At 71.0% G+C, this 16,123-nt stretch carries 12 protein-coding genes; 5 read left to right on the top strand and 7 right to left on the bottom strand.

The window, feature by feature from the left end; translation table 11 throughout:
• The first annotated feature begins 289 nt into the window (after window positions 1-289).
• Window positions 290-3,727: a double-strand break repair helicase AddA gene (gene addA / locus ASG52_RS04680; protein WP_156383784.1), complete on the top strand. Its 3,438-nt coding sequence runs from the start codon at window positions 290-292 to the stop codon at window positions 3,725-3,727.
• Window positions 3,728-3,880: 153 nt separating this feature from the next.
• Here addA and ASG52_RS04675 read toward each other — a convergent pair whose 3' ends face one another.
• On the bottom strand, window positions 3,881-5,179 hold the full coding sequence (locus ASG52_RS04675; protein WP_056239755.1) for a PQQ-dependent sugar dehydrogenase: 1,299 nt from the start codon (window positions 5,177-5,179) through the stop codon (window positions 3,881-3,883).
• 324 nt (window positions 5,180-5,503) lie between these two features.
• On the opposite strand from ASG52_RS04675, the gene trxA reads away from it, so the two are divergent.
• A complete protein-coding gene (gene trxA, locus ASG52_RS04670; protein ID WP_056239752.1) occupies window positions 5,504-5,824 on the top strand; it encodes a thioredoxin in 321 nt (106 codons plus the stop codon).
• Window positions 5,825-5,970: 146 nt separating this feature from the next.
• Here trxA and ASG52_RS04665 read toward each other — a convergent pair whose 3' ends face one another.
• The 4 genes from ASG52_RS04665 to trpA all read right to left on the bottom strand — a co-directional run bounded on the left by ASG52_RS04665 (window position 5,971) and on the right by trpA (window position 10,284).
• The gene (locus ASG52_RS04665) at window positions 5,971-6,885 is read right to left on the bottom strand and encodes an outer membrane protein (protein ID WP_056239749.1); all 915 of its coding nucleotides are present in this window, start codon (window positions 6,883-6,885) and stop codon (window positions 5,971-5,973) included.
• 216 nt (window positions 6,886-7,101) lie between these two features.
• On the bottom strand, window positions 7,102-8,427 hold the full coding sequence (locus tag ASG52_RS04660) for a bifunctional folylpolyglutamate synthase/dihydrofolate synthase (protein ID WP_056239746.1): 1,326 nt from the start codon (window positions 8,425-8,427) through the stop codon (window positions 7,102-7,104).
• A 37-nt stretch (window positions 8,428-8,464) separates the two neighbouring features.
• A complete protein-coding gene (gene accD / locus ASG52_RS04655; protein ID WP_056239743.1) occupies window positions 8,465-9,364 on the bottom strand; it encodes an acetyl-CoA carboxylase, carboxyltransferase subunit beta in 900 nt (299 codons plus the stop codon).
• 89 nt (window positions 9,365-9,453) lie between these two features.
• Window positions 9,454-10,284, bottom strand: coding sequence for a tryptophan synthase subunit alpha (gene trpA, locus ASG52_RS04650; protein WP_056239741.1), 831 nt, complete (start codon window positions 10,282-10,284; stop codon window positions 9,454-9,456).
• Between the two features lie 292 nt (window positions 10,285-10,576).
• On the opposite strand from trpA, the gene ASG52_RS04645 reads away from it, so the two are divergent.
• The 3 genes from ASG52_RS04645 (at window position 10,577) to ASG52_RS04635 (ending at window position 14,419) form a co-directional block, all read left to right on the top strand.
• Complete coding sequence (locus ASG52_RS04645; RefSeq protein WP_056239738.1) at window positions 10,577-12,625, top strand: ATP-binding protein; 2,049 nt, start codon at window positions 10,577-10,579, stop codon at window positions 12,623-12,625.
• A gap of 127 nt (window positions 12,626-12,752) precedes the next feature.
• Window positions 12,753-12,956 (top strand): DUF3311 domain-containing protein, encoded by a 204-nt coding sequence (locus ASG52_RS04640; RefSeq protein ID WP_056239735.1) that lies wholly within the window; start codon window positions 12,753-12,755, stop codon window positions 12,954-12,956.
• Entirely contained in the window at window positions 12,953-14,419 is a 1,467-nt protein-coding gene (locus ASG52_RS04635) for a sodium:solute symporter family protein (RefSeq protein WP_056239732.1), read from the top strand. The genes ASG52_RS04640 and ASG52_RS04635 overlap by 4 nt, the downstream gene beginning before the upstream one ends.
• A 308-nt stretch (window positions 14,420-14,727) precedes the next feature.
• On the opposite strand, the gene ASG52_RS27785 is transcribed toward ASG52_RS04635, so the two are convergent.
• A complete protein-coding gene (locus tag ASG52_RS27785; RefSeq protein ID WP_200945569.1) occupies window positions 14,728-14,865 on the bottom strand; it encodes a hypothetical protein in 138 nt (45 codons plus the stop codon).
• Window positions 14,866-14,974: 109 nt separating this feature from the next.
• Window positions 14,975-16,069 carry a tyrosine recombinase XerC gene (locus ASG52_RS04630; protein WP_156383783.1) on the bottom strand — a complete coding sequence of 365 codons (1,095 nt, stop codon included), beginning with the start codon at window positions 16,067-16,069 and terminating at the stop codon, window positions 14,975-14,977.
• Window positions 16,070-16,123: the final 54 nt, after the last annotated feature.

Here is a 16,123-nt window from a genome sequence, read left to right as displayed (position 1 = left end):
CGCTTCCGGCTGACTGCTTCGGTCGTCCGCGCATCCCCTCTCCCCGCACGCGGGGAGAGGGCTTCGGCGGCCCTGTCGTCGCCGAAGCGAGCCGGCAGGCGAAGGTGAGGGGGCGGTTCCGGTTGAGCTTCGCCTTGAAGCGCCCCCTCACCTCCGCTCCGGCTTCGCCTGCGCTTCCGGCCTGCACGACGAGGTGCAGGCCGGCCTCTCCCCGCGCGCGGGGAGAGGGGAGGAGCAAGCTGCAACCCAGTGGATCAGCCGACAGGATCATGAGCCGGAGGCAAGCGCCGTGAGCGGCTTCATCGTCGATGAACGGACGAAGTCGGCCCAGCGGCAGGCTGCCGACCCGCGCCTCTCGGCCTGGGTCTCGGCCAATGCGGGGGCCGGCAAGACCAAGGTGCTGACCGACCGGGTGCTGCGGCTCCTGCTCGACGGGGCGCCCCCGGGCCGCATCCTCTGCCTCACCTTCACCAAGGCGGCCGCCGCCAACATGTCGATCCGCGTCTTTCAGCGCCTCGGCCGCTGGGTGACGCTGGACGACGCCGCGCTCACCACGGAACTCACCGAACTCACCGGCGCGCGCCCGGCCCGCGCCACCCTGCGCCTTGCCCGCCGTCTGTTCGCCCGCGCGGTCGAGACGCCGGGCGGCCTCAAGATCGAGACGCTGCACGCGCTCTGCGAGCGGCTGCTGCACATGTTCCCGTTCGAGGCCAACGTGCCGGCCCGCTTCGTCGTCCTCGACGAGACCCAGGCCCGGGACATGTTCGAGATCGAGACCGACAACGTGCTGGCCGACGCCATCCTCGGCGGCGACGCGGGCCTGTCGCGGGCGCTCGCCGTGGTCGGCGCAGAAGCCTCCGGCGACACGCTGCGTGACGCGATCCGCGCCGCCATGCGCACTCGCGCCCTCTTTTCCGACCACCGGGCGCTGGCGCCCGCGCTCGCCCGGCTGCCGCGGGCGCTGTCGCTCAAGGACGGTGCCAGCGTCGAGACCATCGAGAATGAGATTCTGGAGGATGGCGACCTCGGCGACTGGACGGCGCTGGCAAAGATGCTGCGCACCGGCAAGGCGACCGACGAGCGCCTCGCCGACGCGCTGACCGAGGCCCACACTCTGCTCGACGCCGGCAAGGCGCTCGCCCCCTACCGCTCGGTCTTCTTCACCGACAAGGACGAGCCGAAGGCGGAGCGCTCGCTCGGCACGAAGGCGGTGCCCCCGGAGGTGAAACAGGCGCTGATCGACGAGCAGGCCCGGCTGATCCCGCTGTTCGATTCCTTGCGCGCCGCCCGCGCGCTGGCCCGCACCGAAGGCCTCTATCGGCTGGCCGCCGAAATCCACCGCCGGATCGAGGCGCAGAAGACGCGCCAGGGCGCGCTCGACTTCGACGACCTGATCCACAAGACCCTCGATCTGCTCTCCCGCGTCGGCGCCTCCTGGGTCTTGTACAAGCTCGACCGCGGCGTCGATCACGTGCTGGTCGACGAGGCGCAGGACACCAACCCGCAGCAATGGGAGATTCTGCGCACGCTCACCGCTGAGTTCGCGGCGGGCGAGGGGGCCCGCGGCCTGCTGCGCACGCGCTTTGCCGTGGGCGACCCCAAGCAGTCGATCTACAGCTTCCAGGGCGCCGACCCGCGCGAGTTCGAATTGACGCGCCGCGCTTGGGAGCGGGCGGCGGCGGAGGCGTCGATCGGCTTCGCCGATGTCGGGCTGACCCTGTCGTTCCGCACCGCCAACCCCGTGCTCAAGGCGGTGGACGCCGTGTTCAAGGTGCCGGAGCACTTCGCCGGCCTGTCCTTCGAGGATCGGGCGATCGGCACCGTCCACGCCTCCGCCCGCGGCGACGTGCCCGGCGCGGTCGAGCTATGGGGCATCGAGGAGCCGGCGGAAACGGAAGAACCCGACGCCTGGGCCGCCCCGGTCGATGCGCCGGAGGCCAACGCCCCCGCGATCACGGTGGCGCGCCGCATCGCCCGCGCGGTCCGGGCCTGGACCACCACGGGGGATGCCTGCGGCCGGGTCTGGCGGCCGGGCGACATGCTGATCCTCGTACGCAAGCGCTCGGCGGCCTTCGAGGAGGTGATCCGGGCGCTCAAGGGCCTCGGCGTGCCGGTGGCCGGCCAGGACCGGCTGGAGGTCGCGGGCCACATCGCCGTGCTCGATCTCGTCGCGGTCGGCCGCGCCGGGCTGCTGCCCGCCGACGACCTGACGCTCGCCACCGCCCTCAAGACCCCGCTCGTCGGCCTCGACGACGACGACCTCACCCGGATCGCTGCCCGCCGCCCCCTCGCGGAGACCCTGGAAGACGCGCTCACCCGCCACGCGGACGCGGGCGACGAAGCCGCGATCCGCGGGCGCACGGCGTTGGCGCTGTGGATTCGGCTCGCGGCCGAGAACGGCCCGTTCGGCTTCTATGCGGCACTCCTCGGGGCCCATGGCGGGCGAAGCAAACTCGTTGCGCGGCTCGGCGGCGAGGCCGGCGACGCGATCGACGTGTTCCTGGCGCAAGCCGCGGATGCCGAGGCCGGGGCCGATGCCGCCCCCTGCCTCGATGCCTTCCTCGCCGACTACGTGACCCGCCCCGGCCGCGGTCGCACCGGCCTCTCGGTCAAGCGCGACCTCGAATCCGGCCGCGACGAGGTGCGGGTGATGACGGTCCACGGCGCCAAGGGCCTTGAGGCCCCGGTCGTCGTCGTCATCGACGGCTGCGAGCCGCTCGGACGCAACGACCCGCCGCTGCTGGCGCTCGACGCCCCCCCTGAGGGCCCGCTCCCGCCGGTCTGGACCGGGGGGCGCACGCAGGATTGCGCGGCGACGTCGGTTGCCCGCCAGGCCCTTCAGGCCCGCGCGCGGGAGGAGCACAACCGCCTGCTCTACGTCGCGATGACGCGCGCGGCCGACCATCTCGTCATTGCCCCCTATCGCGGCGCGACCCGCGAGACGCCGGCCTCGTGGTGCGAGATGGTGCGCATCGGCCTGGAGCGGCACCTCGGCCCCGGCGAGGGGATCGAGACTGCGCACGGGCCCGTCACCCTCTGGCGCGAGGGCGGGGCCGCCGCGCCCGGCCACGCCGCGCACACGGCGCTCCCCGAACCCGAGACGGTGCCGGATTGGCTGTTCGCCCCGGCCGCCCCCGAGGCCGAGGCGGCGCCGCCGTTGAGCCCGTCGGGTGCACTGGGTGCAGCGGACGGCCACCGCGCGCCGCGCCGCCGCCAGGGCGACGCAGAGGCCCGCCGCCGCGGCGCGCTGATCCACTCCCTGTTGGAGCACCTGCCCCGGATCGACCCGGCCCGCCGAGAAGAAGCCGCCGCCCGTTTCGCCGGCGCCCGTGCTCCGACCCTGGACGGGGCCAAGCGCAACGAACTCGTGCGCGCGGTGCTGCGGCTGATCGCGATGCCGGAGCTGGCGCCGTTGTTCTCGTGCGAAGCCCGCGCCGAGGTCGCGCTGTCGGGCCGCCTGACGGTGGACGGGATCGAGCGCGACGTGACCGGCCGCATCGACCGCCTTGTGGTCGGCGAGGACAGCGTGACGCTCTGCGACTTCAAGACCGGCCGCCCGCCGGAGGACGACGCCCCGATCCCCGAGCGCGAGGCCGCCCAGGTCGCGCTCTACGCGCGTCTGGCCGCCTCGGTCTGGCTCGGCAAGCGCGTCACCGCGCTGCTGGTGTGGACCTCGGGGCCGGTGGTGCGGCGGCTGGATGAGGGGGAGATGGCAACTTTAAGCTGATCCCACCCATCCCCTCATCCTGAGGTGCCGCGAAGCGGCTTCGAAGGAGGGCTCCAGGGATCGCACGATACGCTGGAGCCCTCCTTCGAGGCCCCTTGCCGAGGCAAGGGGCACCTCAGGATGAGGGAATTTGGGTGGGACGCACGAGCGCCCTCAGCTGCTCTTCTTCGGCGTGAGCTTCAGGATCTGGCCGTCGTCCTCGGTGAGCGCATAGACGGCGCCGTCGGGGCCGACCTTCACGTCGCGGACGCGGTGGTCGAGGGGAATGCGCTCCTCGGTGACGACCTTGTCGCCATCGACCTTGAGCGCCACGAGACCGGTGCTGACGAGGCCGCCGATCAGGAACTCGCCCTTCCAGTCCGGAAACAGGTCCTTGTCGTAAAAGGCCATGCCCGAGGGGCCGATGACCGGATCCCAGTAATAGACCGGCTGCACCGTGCCGCCGGCCTGGGTGGCGCCGTCGCCGATCTTCTCGCCCGAATACTCGATGCCGTAGGTCACCACCGGCCAGCCGTAATTGAGGCCGGGGCGTGGGCGGTTCAACTCGTCGCCGCCGCGGGGGCCGTGTTCCACGGTCCAAAGCCGGCCCTGGCCGTCGAGCGCGGCGGCCTGGACGTTGCGGTGGCCGTAGGACCAGATCTCGGGCTTGGCCTTGTCGCCGCCGACGAAAGGGTTGTCCTTCGGCGCATTGCCGTCGGTGTCGATGCGGAAGACCTTGCCGAGTCCGCTCGACAGGTCCTGCGCCTGGCCGCGGGTCTGCTTGTCGGAACGCTCGCCGACCGTGACGAACAGCTTGCCATCGCCCGCGAAGACGAGGCGCGAGCCGAAATGCTTGTCGCCGTCATAGGTCGGCGTCTGGCGGAAGATCACCTTGACGTCGTCGAGCCGGGCCTTGCCGTCGCTCTCGACGAGCTTGGCCTTCGCCACCGTGGTGCCGTTGCCCTTGTCGCGCGGCTCACTGTAGCTGAAGTAGACCGTGCGGTCGGAGGCGAAGCCTGGGCTCAGCGCGATGTCGAGCAGGCCGCCCTGCCCCTTGGCATCGACCTTCGGCACGTTCGCCACCGGCTGGCCCGGCGTGCCGTCCTTGGCGACGATGCGGATCTTGCCGGCCTTCTCGGTCACGATCACGCGCCCGTCCGGCAGGAACTCCATCGCCCATGGGCTGTCGAGGCCCTTGGCGAAGACGGCGGTCTCGATCTGCGCCTTCTGCGTCGGCTCGGGGGCGCGGGTCTGGTTGGGCAGGAGCGGCTTGTACTCGGTGTTGGGCGGGCCCTGCTCCGCGGTGGTCGTGCCGGCGCCGGGCGCAGCCGGCGCCTGGAACGCCTCGCCCTCAACGCGAGAGGGGCGCGCCTCCTGAGTCGCCTCTTGTGCGGCCGATGACCGAACGAAAGCCGACGCGTCGAGGCCGAGGGCCGCGACGGTGGCGAGCAGGAAGGGAAGGGTGCGCATCACGTCTCGATTCCTTGTCCGCCTGTCCCGAAGTCTGGCTGACCGAAGTCCGACTCGCAGGTGGGAGTCCGACTCGCACATGGGGCGCGAGGCCGAGATGGCGAGGGGAAACGGCCCAGGGGCGGCCAAGCGGCGCAATGACGGGGCGCTTGTGGACAGCTGTGCACACCCATGCTCGCCCCGCGCCTCAGACCCGTGCCGGCTTCGCGGGCGGGGCCGGGCGCCTTGACCGCTGCCGGGGGCGTCGCCAAGTTCCCGATCGAGCCCAGGAGGCGCCGACCCCGCTCCCCGGTGCCCCGAACGATACGAGTCGAAAGGACGTGTACGATGGCGACGGTGAAAGTGACCGACGCGAGCTTCGAGCAGGACGTGCTGAAGTCCGCCGAGCCGGTCGTGGTGGATTTCTGGGCGGAGTGGTGCGGCCCGTGCCGTCAGATCGGCCCGGCGCTGGAAGAGATCTCCGCGGACCTCCAGGGCAAGGTGAAGATCGTCAAGGTCAACGTCGATGAGAACCCCGGGATCGCCTCGACCTACGGCATCCGCTCGATCCCGACGTTGATGATCTTCAAGAATGGTCAGCTCGCCAGCCAGAAGGTCGGCGCCGCTCCCAAGGGCGACCTCTCGCGCTGGATCCAGGCCAGCGCCTGATCTCGCTCGAACAGCTTTCATAGGAAAGCCCGGCCGCGAGGCCGGGCTTTTTTTCGTGCCAGTCGGGCACCAGCGCGGTGCACAAAACAAGGGAGCCCGGCCTTGCGGCCGGGCTCCCTCGGTTTCGAGACCCTTATGGGTTCGGCTTAGTAGCTGCCGAACTTGTAGTTCAGGCCGGCGCGGATGACGGCGAAGTCGTTGTCGCGGCGGGCGAAGTTGTTGACCTGGATCGAGGTCGCGTTGCTGCCCGCGACGGCGGCGGTCAGCGGGATGGCGGTGATGATGGTGCCGTTGGCATTGGCAAAGCCACCACGGCTCTGGTTGCCGTCGAAGTTCACGTACAGACCTTCGATCTTGAGCGTCACCGCCGAGGAGCGGAAGAAGTTCAGGAACGAGTCGGTCGGGAGCGCGTACTCGACACCACCACCGACGGCGTAGCCGGTCTTGAAGTCGTCGGTGTCGACAGCGCGGCCGCCACCGAAGCTGCCGTAGGCGAAGCCGCCGGTGCCGTAGAACAGGACGCGGTCGAAGGCGTAACCGATACGGCCGCGGACGGTGCCGAAGAAGTCGAGGCCGGCGAGACCGGTCGGGTTGATCAGCGTCACGCCCGGCTGCAGCACGCCGCCCGGGGTGAAGGCGCAGGAGATGCCGCGGCTGCCGCAGGTGCCGTCACGGCCGTTGCGACCGCCGAGATCGGCGTACTGAGCGTCCGCCTCGATACCGACGACGATGCCGGAACCCGGGGTGAACTGGTAGTTGTAGCCGATCTGACCACCGCCGACGAAGCCGTCGTTGCGGCCGGCGTTATTGAACAGGAAGGCGCCGACGGTGCCGGGCGGGCCGTTGATGACGCGCTGGTCGATCGTGTTGACCTGCGTGGCAGCAATGGAATCCTGCAGACCGAAGCCGTAACCGGCGTTGAAACCGGCGTAGAAGCCCGTCCAGGTGAACACCGGAACCGGGGTGAAGATCGGCGGAGCGGCGCGACGCGGCAGGTCGGCAGCGGAAGCGACGGTGGTGAGCGCCGTGAAGGCGGCGAGCGATGTCAGAAGCTTTTTCATTTTTTGATCCCCAGCAAGTTGCCCGATCGCCATGAAGCTAGACCATTTCCCCCGGTCGCGATGTAGCGGGAAGGCCACACCCCTTGCTGGCGTTTCAAGTCGTCCGGAGGCCCGAAGCGGGGATTTCGGGCGCCGAGGGGCTTTGCCGACGGCGATGCGCCGCCGGACATGCCGCTCTACCGCTCAAAAGGAGCGGATCGGCGGCGCGGCGGGGCATCAGGCGGGGATCGTCCCGTTGGCTTCCAGTACGGCGCCCGCGAGGTAGAGCGAACCGCAGATCAGCACGCGGGGCGCGCGCTCGAAGACTGTATCGGCAAGGCCCGCCACGGCGGCCTCGACGCTGTGGGCGGTGCTCGCCTGCAACCCGACCGAGCGGGCGATCCCGGCGACCTCCTCGGCGGGGCGGGCCGCCATCTGGCCGGAGATCGGCACCGCCACGAGGGAGCGGGCGAGCCCGACGAAGTTCTTCAGGAAGCCCTCGGCGTCCTTGGTGCCCAGCAGCCCGACGATCAGCACGAGCGGCACGTCGCTGCGCTCGCCGAGATCGGCCATGGCGGCGGCCAGAATCCGTCCGCCGTCGGCGTTGTGGCCGCCGTCGAGCCACAGCTCGGCGTCCCGCGGCATGCGCTCGGCCAGCGCCCCGTGCCGGAGCCGCTGGAGCCGGCCCGGCCAGTCGACGTTGCGCAGGCCCGCCTCAAGGGCGGCCGTGCCGATGTCGCCGAAGCCCGCCGCGCGCAACGCCGTGATGGCGGTGCCGGCATTGGTGAGCTGGTGGCGCCCGGCGAGCCGAGGGCGGGGTAGGTCGAACAGCTCTGTCTCGTCCTGATAGACGAGCCGGCCGCTCTCCTCGTGGACGGAGAAGTCCTGGCCGCCGACGCGGACGGGGGTCGCGCCGACCCGCTCGGCGGCGCGGCAGAGCACGGAATCAGCCTGGGCGTAGTCCTGCGGCGCGATCACCGCCGGGCAGCCGCGCTTGAAGATGCCGGCCTTCTCGGTCGCCACCGCCTCGACGGTGTCGCCGAGATACTCGGCATGATCGCGCCCGATCGGCGTGACGACGGCGCAGGCGGGCCGGTCGATGACGTTGGTGGCATCGACCCGACCGCCGAGGCCCACTTCGAGCAGCAGCACGTCGGCGGGGGCCTCGGAATACAGCAGCAGGGCGGCCGCGGTGGTGATCTCGAACACCGTGATCGGCTCGCCGCGGTTGGCGGCCTCGCAGCGGGCGAAGGCGTCGGCGAGGCGATCCTCGGCCACGAACTGGCCGCCGCCGATGCCCCCTAAGCGGATGCGCTCGTGGAAGCGCACGAGATGGGGCGAGGTGTAGACGTGGGCGGCCAAGCCCCCCGCCTCCAGGATCGCCCGCATGAAGGCGATGGTCGAGCCCTTGCCGTTGGTGCCGGCGACGTGGATCACCGGCGGCAGGCGCCGCTCGGGATGGTTGAGGGCGGCGAGCAGCCGTTCGATCCGCCCGAGCGACAGGTCGATCGTGCGCGGATGCAGGGCGAGGAAGCGCGCCATCAGCGCGTCGGAGGAGTCCATCTCGCGCTCGAACCTTCGTCAGTCACACAAAAAGTGGTCAGGCCGCGTCGGGCAGGACGGTCGGGACGGGGGCGTCGCGGCGCACGTCCATCAGCAGGCCGCAGAGCCGACCGATGGTGTCCTTCAGCTGATGGCGGTGTACCACCTGATCGACCATGCCGTGCTCGCGCAGGTACTCCGCCCGCTGGAAGCCGTCGGGCAGTTTTTCGCGAATCGTCTGTTCGATCACGCGGGGGCCGGCGAAGCAGATCAGCGCGCCGGGTTCGGCGAAGTGCACGTCGCCGAGCATGGCGTAGGAGGCGGTGACGCCGCCCGTCGTCGGGTTCGTCAGCACGACGACGTAGGGGAGCTTGGCCGCGTTGAGCCGGCGCACCGCCACCGTGGTGCGCGGCATCTGCATGAGCGAGAGGATGCCCTCCTGCATCCGGGCGCCGCCGGAGGCCGCGAACAGCACGTAGGGGGTGCGCTTCTCCAGGGCCGTCTCGGCGCCGCGGATGAAGGCCTCGCCGCCGGCCATGCCGAGCGAGCCGGCCATGAAGCCGAATTCCTGCACCGCGAGCGTCATCGGCAGGCCCGCGACGCGGCCGAAGCCGATCTTGAAGGCGTCGGCCATGCCGGTCTTGGCGCGGGCCTCCTTGAGGCGATCGACGTAGCGCTTCTCGTCGCGGAACTTGAGCGGGTCGGCGGCGACCTCGGGCAGCGGCACGTCGATCCACGTGCCCTCGTCGAACATCATCTTGAGGCGCGCCTGGGCGCCCATCTTGAGATGGTGCTCCGAACCGGGGATGACCCAGTGGTTCTGCTCGACCTCCTTGTGAAACACCATCTGCCCGGTATCCGGGCACTTGATCCAGAGGTTCTCCGGCGTCTCGCGCTTGAACAGCGTCTTGATCTTGGGGCGCACGACCTCCGAGATCCAGTTCATCGCCTCGACCATGGGGTCTCTCGCTCCTCGAACCGTGACACGCTGATATCGGGCCGCCCCCGCCCCGCTGCCAAGGGGACGATGGCTGAGGCGGCGGGCTTTCAGGCCTTCGTCACGCCGCGCACGCCGCCTGCCAGTTCGCGCACCAGCCCGGCGACGGCCTCGACCGTGCCCTCGCTCGCGCGTCCCTCGCCGTCGAGGCTGCGGGCGAGGGCATCGACCAGCGCCGAGCCCACCACCACGCCGTCGGCGCCCTCGGCCACCGAAGCTGCATGCGCGCCGGTGCGGACGCCGAAGCCGACCACGACGGGCAGGTCGGTCTTGGCGGTGATGCGCGTGACCGCCTGCGCCACCTTGCCGAAATCGGGCGTCGCCGTCCCGGTCACGCCGGTGATCGACACGTAGTAGACGAAGCCCGCCGTGTTCGCGAGCACCGCGGGCAGGCGCTTGTCGTCGGTGGTCGGGGTGGCGAGCCGGATGAAGGCCAGCCCGTGCTCGCGCGCGGGCAGGCACAGCTCGTCGTCCTCCTCGGGCGGCAGATCGACGACGATGAGGCCGTCGATGCCGGCCTCGTGAGCGTCGGGCAGGAAGCGATCGACGCCGTAGGTGTGGATCGGGTTGTAGTAGCCCATCAGCACCACGGGGGTGTCGGCGTCGCGCTCGCGGAAGCGGCGCACCAGCGCCAGCGTGCCCTTGAGGTCCTGCCCCGCCTTGAGCGCGCGCAGGCCCGCGGCCTGGATCGCCGGACCGTCCGCCATCGGATCGGTGAAGGGCAGGCCGAACTCGACGATGTCGGCGCCGGAGCGGGGAAGCGCCTCGAGAACCTTCAGCGAGGTCTCGGGATCGGGATCGCCCGCCATCACGTAGGTGACGAGGGCGGCCCGCTTCTCCGCGCGGCAGCGGGCGAAGGCGGCGTCGATGCGGGCGGTCATCCGTGGCACTCCCGGCGGCTTTGAGCCGGGTTTTCTTCCGACAGGCGGGGCCCGTGCGGCTCCGCGATGTCCCGGCCAGGGGGCGCGCCTACACCATCCGCTTGCGGAGGTGAAGCATTCTCGGGTGCGGAGACGAGGCGGAAGAGGGAGGCGGGCAGCGGGTTTGCCGACAATTCGCGTGATTTCGCATACGCTTCCCTAACCGCCTTTCTCAAGCACGGCTTCACGCGCCCCTGTCACGGTCGCCTCCGAACGCTGCCACCCCCGGCAGCCGGGAGTGGCGTGCCGCGCAATGACCCTCGCGCTGACCATCTTAGGAGTGAGCGTCGTCGCCGGGCTCGCGGCCCTGGTGGTCGTGGGGCTGCGGCGGCACGCCGCGGCGGACCTGCCGTCGGAATCGCTGCAGGATCGGCTCTGGCAGGTCGCCGAGAGCGAGGAGCGCTACCGGGTGCTGGTCGAGGCGACCACGCAGGCCGTGGTCCAGCGCGACGGACAGGGGCGGATCACCTTCGCCAGCGAAGGCTTCGCCGCGCTGCTGGGCGCCAAGCCGCTCGACCTGATCGGCTCGACGCTGACGCCCCAGGTGCTGGAGCGCGGCCCCGTGCAGGTGCGCCCCGACGGCGTGCGCCAAGTGGAGGAGCGGCTGGTGCCGGTCGACGGCACCCCGCGCTGGTTCTCCTTCGTCGAACTGCCCGCCGCCGGCCTGGAGGGCGGTCCGAACTGGCTGCGGGCCGGCAGCGACGTCACCGATCATGTCGAGGCGGTGCGCTCGCTGGACGAGGCCAAGAGCCGTGCGGAGGCCGCCAACGTCGCCAAGTCCCGCTTCCTCGCCACCGTCAGTCACGAGTTCCGCACGCCGTTGAACGGCATCCTCGGCATGGCCGACCTGTTGCTCGACACCCGCCTCGACCCGGAGCAGCGCACCTATGTCGAGGCGCTGCGCACCAGCGGCAAGGCGCTGCTGACGCTGGTCGACGGCATCCTCGACTTCTCGCGGATCGAGGCCGGGCGCCTGGATCTCGCCGCCGAGCCGTTCGACGCCGCCCTTCTGGTCGAGGGCGTGGTGGAGCTGCTGGCGCCGCGCGCGCAGGACAAGGGCCTGGAGATCGCGCTCGACATCGCCGACGACCTCGTGGCGTTGCGCGTCGGCGACGCCGACCGGGTGCGCCAGATCCTGCTCAACCTCGCGGGCAACGCCGTGAAGTTCACGCAACACGGTGGCGTCGGCGTGAGCCTGACCCGCGAAGGGGAGGGGATCGCGCTCACCATCGAGGATACCGGCCCCGGCATGCCGGAAGACCGCATCCCGATCCTGTTCGAGGAATTCGAGCAGGGCGACGGCAGCGCGAGCCGCCGGCACGAGGGCACCGGGCTCGGGCTCGCCATCACCCGCCGCCTGGTCGAGCGGATGGGCGGGACGATCGAGGCGCGCTCGACGCTCGGGCGCGGCTCGACCTTCCGGGTGGTGCTGCCGCTGCCGGCGCCCGAAGAAGCCCTTGAAGACGCGCGCCTGCCGGTCGCCCCGCCGGCGCTCAGAGCCCGCCGGGTGCTGATCGTGGCCGATTCCCCGTTCCAGGCGCCCTATCTCGCCCGCCGCCTGACCCGCTCCGGCGCGGCGGCCGTGGTCGTCGGCACCATCGAGGCCGGGCTCGACGCCCTGGCGAGCGCCGCTTTCGATGCCGTGATCGCCGACCGCGGGCTCGGCGACGCCCCCGTCCGCACGCTCGCCGCGGAGGCCGGGCGCTGCGGCGTGCGCTGTTGCCTGATCCTGCTCTCGCCGTTCGACCGGCGCGAGTTCGGCGCGGTCAACGCTTCGGGCTTCGACAGCTACCTGATCAAGCCGGTGCGCGCCCGCTCCCTGTTCGACCGCCTGCTGGAGCCGAACGCCGCCCCGCCGGAGGCGCCCCCGGCCGCCGAGATCAAGCCGCCCGCCCGCGCCGTGGCGCCCAAGGCTGCGTCCGGCCGCCGGGTGCTGCTCGCCGAGGACAACCCGATCAACGCGCTGCTCGCCACCAAGGCCCTGGAGCGGCTCGGCGCCCAGGTGACGCTCGCCCGTGACGGGCTGGAGGCGCTCGCCATCGCCGAGGCGCAGGGCCCGTTCGATCTCGCGCTCATCGACATCCGCATGCCCGGCCTCGACGGCCTGGAGACCGCCCGGCGCCTGCGCGCCCGCGAGGCCGAGACGCACGCGAGCCCGCTCCACCTCGTCGCGCTCACCGCCAACACCGGCCGCGAGGACATGGACGCAGCCCACGCGGCGGGCTTCGACGGCTTTTTGGCGAAACCGTTGAACCTGCGGGCGCTGCCGGGGCTGCTGGAGGGGCGCCGGGAAGCGGCCTGAGGAAACAAAATCCTTCCCCTCGCCCTGGCGCGGTTTCTGCCTCATCTTCGCGGCAGCGAAGGGTTGGGGACCGCATGACGCAACGAGCCATGGAACGCGCGCTGACTCGGCCGGGGAGGGCGGGCGCGTGAAGCATCTGCGCTGGCTCGCCGTGCTGCCGCCCGCCGGCATGCTGCTCGGCCCCTACCTCCTCAACCGGGTCGAGCCGCTGGTCTTCGGCATGCCGCTGCTGCTGGCGTGGCTCGTCGGCTGCACCGTGGCGACCGCGGCCGTGATGGCGGTGATCTACCTCACCGATCCGGCCAACCGCGACGCGGGAGAAGAGCCATGAACGCGGCGCTTCCGATCATCGCGCTGGCCTTCGTGGGGGCGCTGGGCCTCGGCCTGTGGGCGCGGGCCGGCCACGACATGGACATGGAGCAGTGGAGCGTCGGCAAGCGCGGCTTCGGCACCGTGCTGGTCTTCCTGCTGATGGCGGGCGAGATCTACACCACCTTCACCTTCCTCGGCGGCTCGGGCTGGGCCTACGGCAAGGGCGGGCCGACCTACTACATCCTCTGCTACCTCACGCTGATCTACGTGATCTCCTACTGGCTGCTGCCGCCCGCGTGGAAATTCGCCAAACAGCACAACCTGTTTTCGCAGCCCGACTATTTCGCTGCCCGCTACGAGAGCCGGCCGCTCGGCATCCTCGTGGCCCTCGTCGGGCTCGTGGCGCTGGTGCCGTACATGGTGCTCCAGCTCAAAGGGCTCGGCATCATCGTCTCGACCGCCTCCTACGGCGTGATCCCGCCCACGCTCGCGATCTGGATCGGGGCGGCGGGCGTCAGCGTCTACGTGATGGTGTCGGGGATTCGCGGCTCGGCCTGGACCGCGGTGGTCAAGGACATCCTCATCCTCGCCGTGGTGGTGTTTTTGGGCCTCTATCTGCCCTACCACTATTACGGCGGCATCGGGCCGATGTTCACGGCGATCGATCAGGCGAAACCCGGCTTCCTGGCGCTGCCCGATCGGGGCCAGAGCGCGACATGGTTCGCCTCGACCACGATCCTCACGGCGCTCGGCGGCTGGATGTTCCCGCACATCTTCGCCTCGATCTACACCGCCAGCGACGCCCGCACCTTCCGGCGCAACGCGGTGTTCCTGCCGCTCTACCAGCTCATGCTGCTGTTCGTGTTCTTCGCCGGATTCGCGGCGGTGCTGCAGGTGCCGGGGCTGACCGGGCCCGACGTCGATCTCTCCCTGTTCAAGATCGCGCTGGAGACTTTTCCGCCGTGGTTCGTCGGCGTCGTCGGCGCCACCGGCGTGCTGACCGCGCTGGTGCCGGGCTCGATGATCCTGATCGCGGGCGCCACCCTCATCGCACAGAATCTCTACCGCCCGCTGGCACCGAACGCGACCGACGCCTCGACGGGGCGGCTCGCCAAGATCATGGCGCCCGTGCTCGCGCTGGCCTGCGTCGGCTTCACCCTCTACGGCGGCGAGACCATCGTGCAGCTGCTGCTGATCGGCTACGCCGTGGTGACGCAGCTCTTCCCGGCCTTCTTCTTCAGCCTGTGGCGCGACAATCCGTTGACCAAGGCCGGCGCCATGGCCGGGATTCTGGCGGGCGTCGCCGCGGTCTCGGTGACGGTGGTGGGCGGCTATACCCTGGCGAAGCTGTTTCCGGGACTGCCGGGGCCGATCCAGGATTTGAACGCGGGCGTGGTGGCGCTGGCGTTGAACTTGGCGGTGGCGTTCGCGGTGAGTGTTTTTGGAGGACGGGGGGCGAAGTCCGGCACGGCTTCCGCCTGATCACGGCTTCCGCCGCTGCATCCCCTCGCCCCGCTTGCGGGGAGAGGGCTTCGGCGACCCTGTCGTCGCCGAAGCGAGGCGGCAGCCGGGGGTGAGGGGGCGGCTCAGGACGAGCCTCCTCTGACGGCAGCGCCCCCTCACCGCCGCTCCGGCTTTCGCCTGCGCTTCCTGTAGGGACGACAAGGTCCCTACAGGCCTCGCCCCGCGTGCGGGGAGAGGGGGGAACCAGCGGCGATGGCGGCGATCAAAACCGCAAGCCCTGGACGAACAGCCGCGCCGAGAAACCCGGGCGCGACGGAAAATCAGGCTCAGGCCCGCGCGGTGCGGGTCCGTGCCAGCGCGCCCTTCAGCGCGGTGACGGGCAGGAGCACGGTCTTCACCAGGGCGGTGACGGCGAGGACGGCGAGGACCGGCAGGATCGCCACGCAGATTCCGCTGACGCGCATCGGTTGTTTCCTTCGAGCGACTCGGGCGGCCTCGACCGCCGGCTGGGGCACAGTCCGCCACGCAATCGCGGCGAGACCATGGTGAATCGAAGCCGTGACGGCGACAACCTCACGGGTTTGTTGCGCCGGCTCGATCATCCGCCTGGATCTCGGATCCAGGCGGATGATCGAGCTCCTTGTGCCGCATCGGCTTTTTTCCGAAAGCCGGCAGCCACCTTTCGGGCCGATGCTCTTGCTTGCCAGCCCGCGGATGGGCGGCGTCGAAAGCGCTCATCAGCCGGGCGGCGTCGACCTTGGTGTAGAGCTGCGTCGTCGAGAGCGAGGCGTGACCCAGGAGTTCCTGGATCGCCCGCAGCTCGCCCTGGCGGGCCAGGAGATGGGTCGCGAAGGAATGTCGCAGGGCGTGCGGCGTCGCGCTGTCGGGGAGCCCCAGCGCACCGCGGAGCGACGCCACCGCGTATTGCACGATCCGCGGCGAGAGCGGCCCGCCCTTCACCCCGACGAAGAGCGGCCCTTGCGGATCGAGCGGGTGCGGGCAGAGGGCGAGGTAGTCGGCCACCGCCGAAGCCACCGCGGGCAGCACCGGCACGTCGCGGACCTTGCCGCCCTTGCCGGTCACCCGCACCGCATCGATGCCCGGCACCGGGGCGTCGCGGGCCGTGAGCCCCAGCGCCTCGGAGATGCGAAGCCCCGAGCCGTAGAGCAGCGCGATCACCGCCGCGTCGCGGGCGAGCACCCAGGGCTCGCGCGCGTCGTCGGCGCGGGTCTCCGGCCGGGTCATCGCCACCGCGGCGGAGACGGGCAGGGGGCGCGGCAGGCGCCGCTCGACCTTGGGCTGGCGCACCGCGCCGAGCGCCGCGACGCTGCCGTGGCCCTCGCGTTCGAGATGGCGGGCGAAGGAACGCAAGCCCGCGAGCATCCGCATCAGCGAGCGTCCGGAGATGTCCTCAGAACGCCGCGCCGCCATGAAGGCGCGCAGGTCGCGGGGCTTGAGGGCGATGAGCTTGTGAATCGTCGGCGGGCCGGAGCGGGCGTCGAGATGGGTCAGGAACTGGCGCAGATCGCGCTCGTAGGCCTCGACCGTGTTGGCGGCCATGCGCCGCTCCTGCGCCAGCGCCCGGCGCCATCCCTCGGCGGCGGCGCGGAGCGCCGCGTCGCCGGGGAGGAGGAGGTCGGCGTCGGCCTGTCGGGCGCTCCATGACATGGGGGGAAGCAAGCGCCGCTTAAGGTTGATGAACGGTTAATCCCCTTTTCGCGG

This window comes from Methylobacterium sp. Leaf456 (assembly GCF_001425465.1).
In the GTDB taxonomy this organism is placed as follows: Bacteria; Pseudomonadota; Alphaproteobacteria; order Rhizobiales; family Beijerinckiaceae; genus Methylobacterium.
Note: the sequence above shows the minus strand (reverse complement) of the source record. Positions and strands in the feature narration are given on the sequence as shown.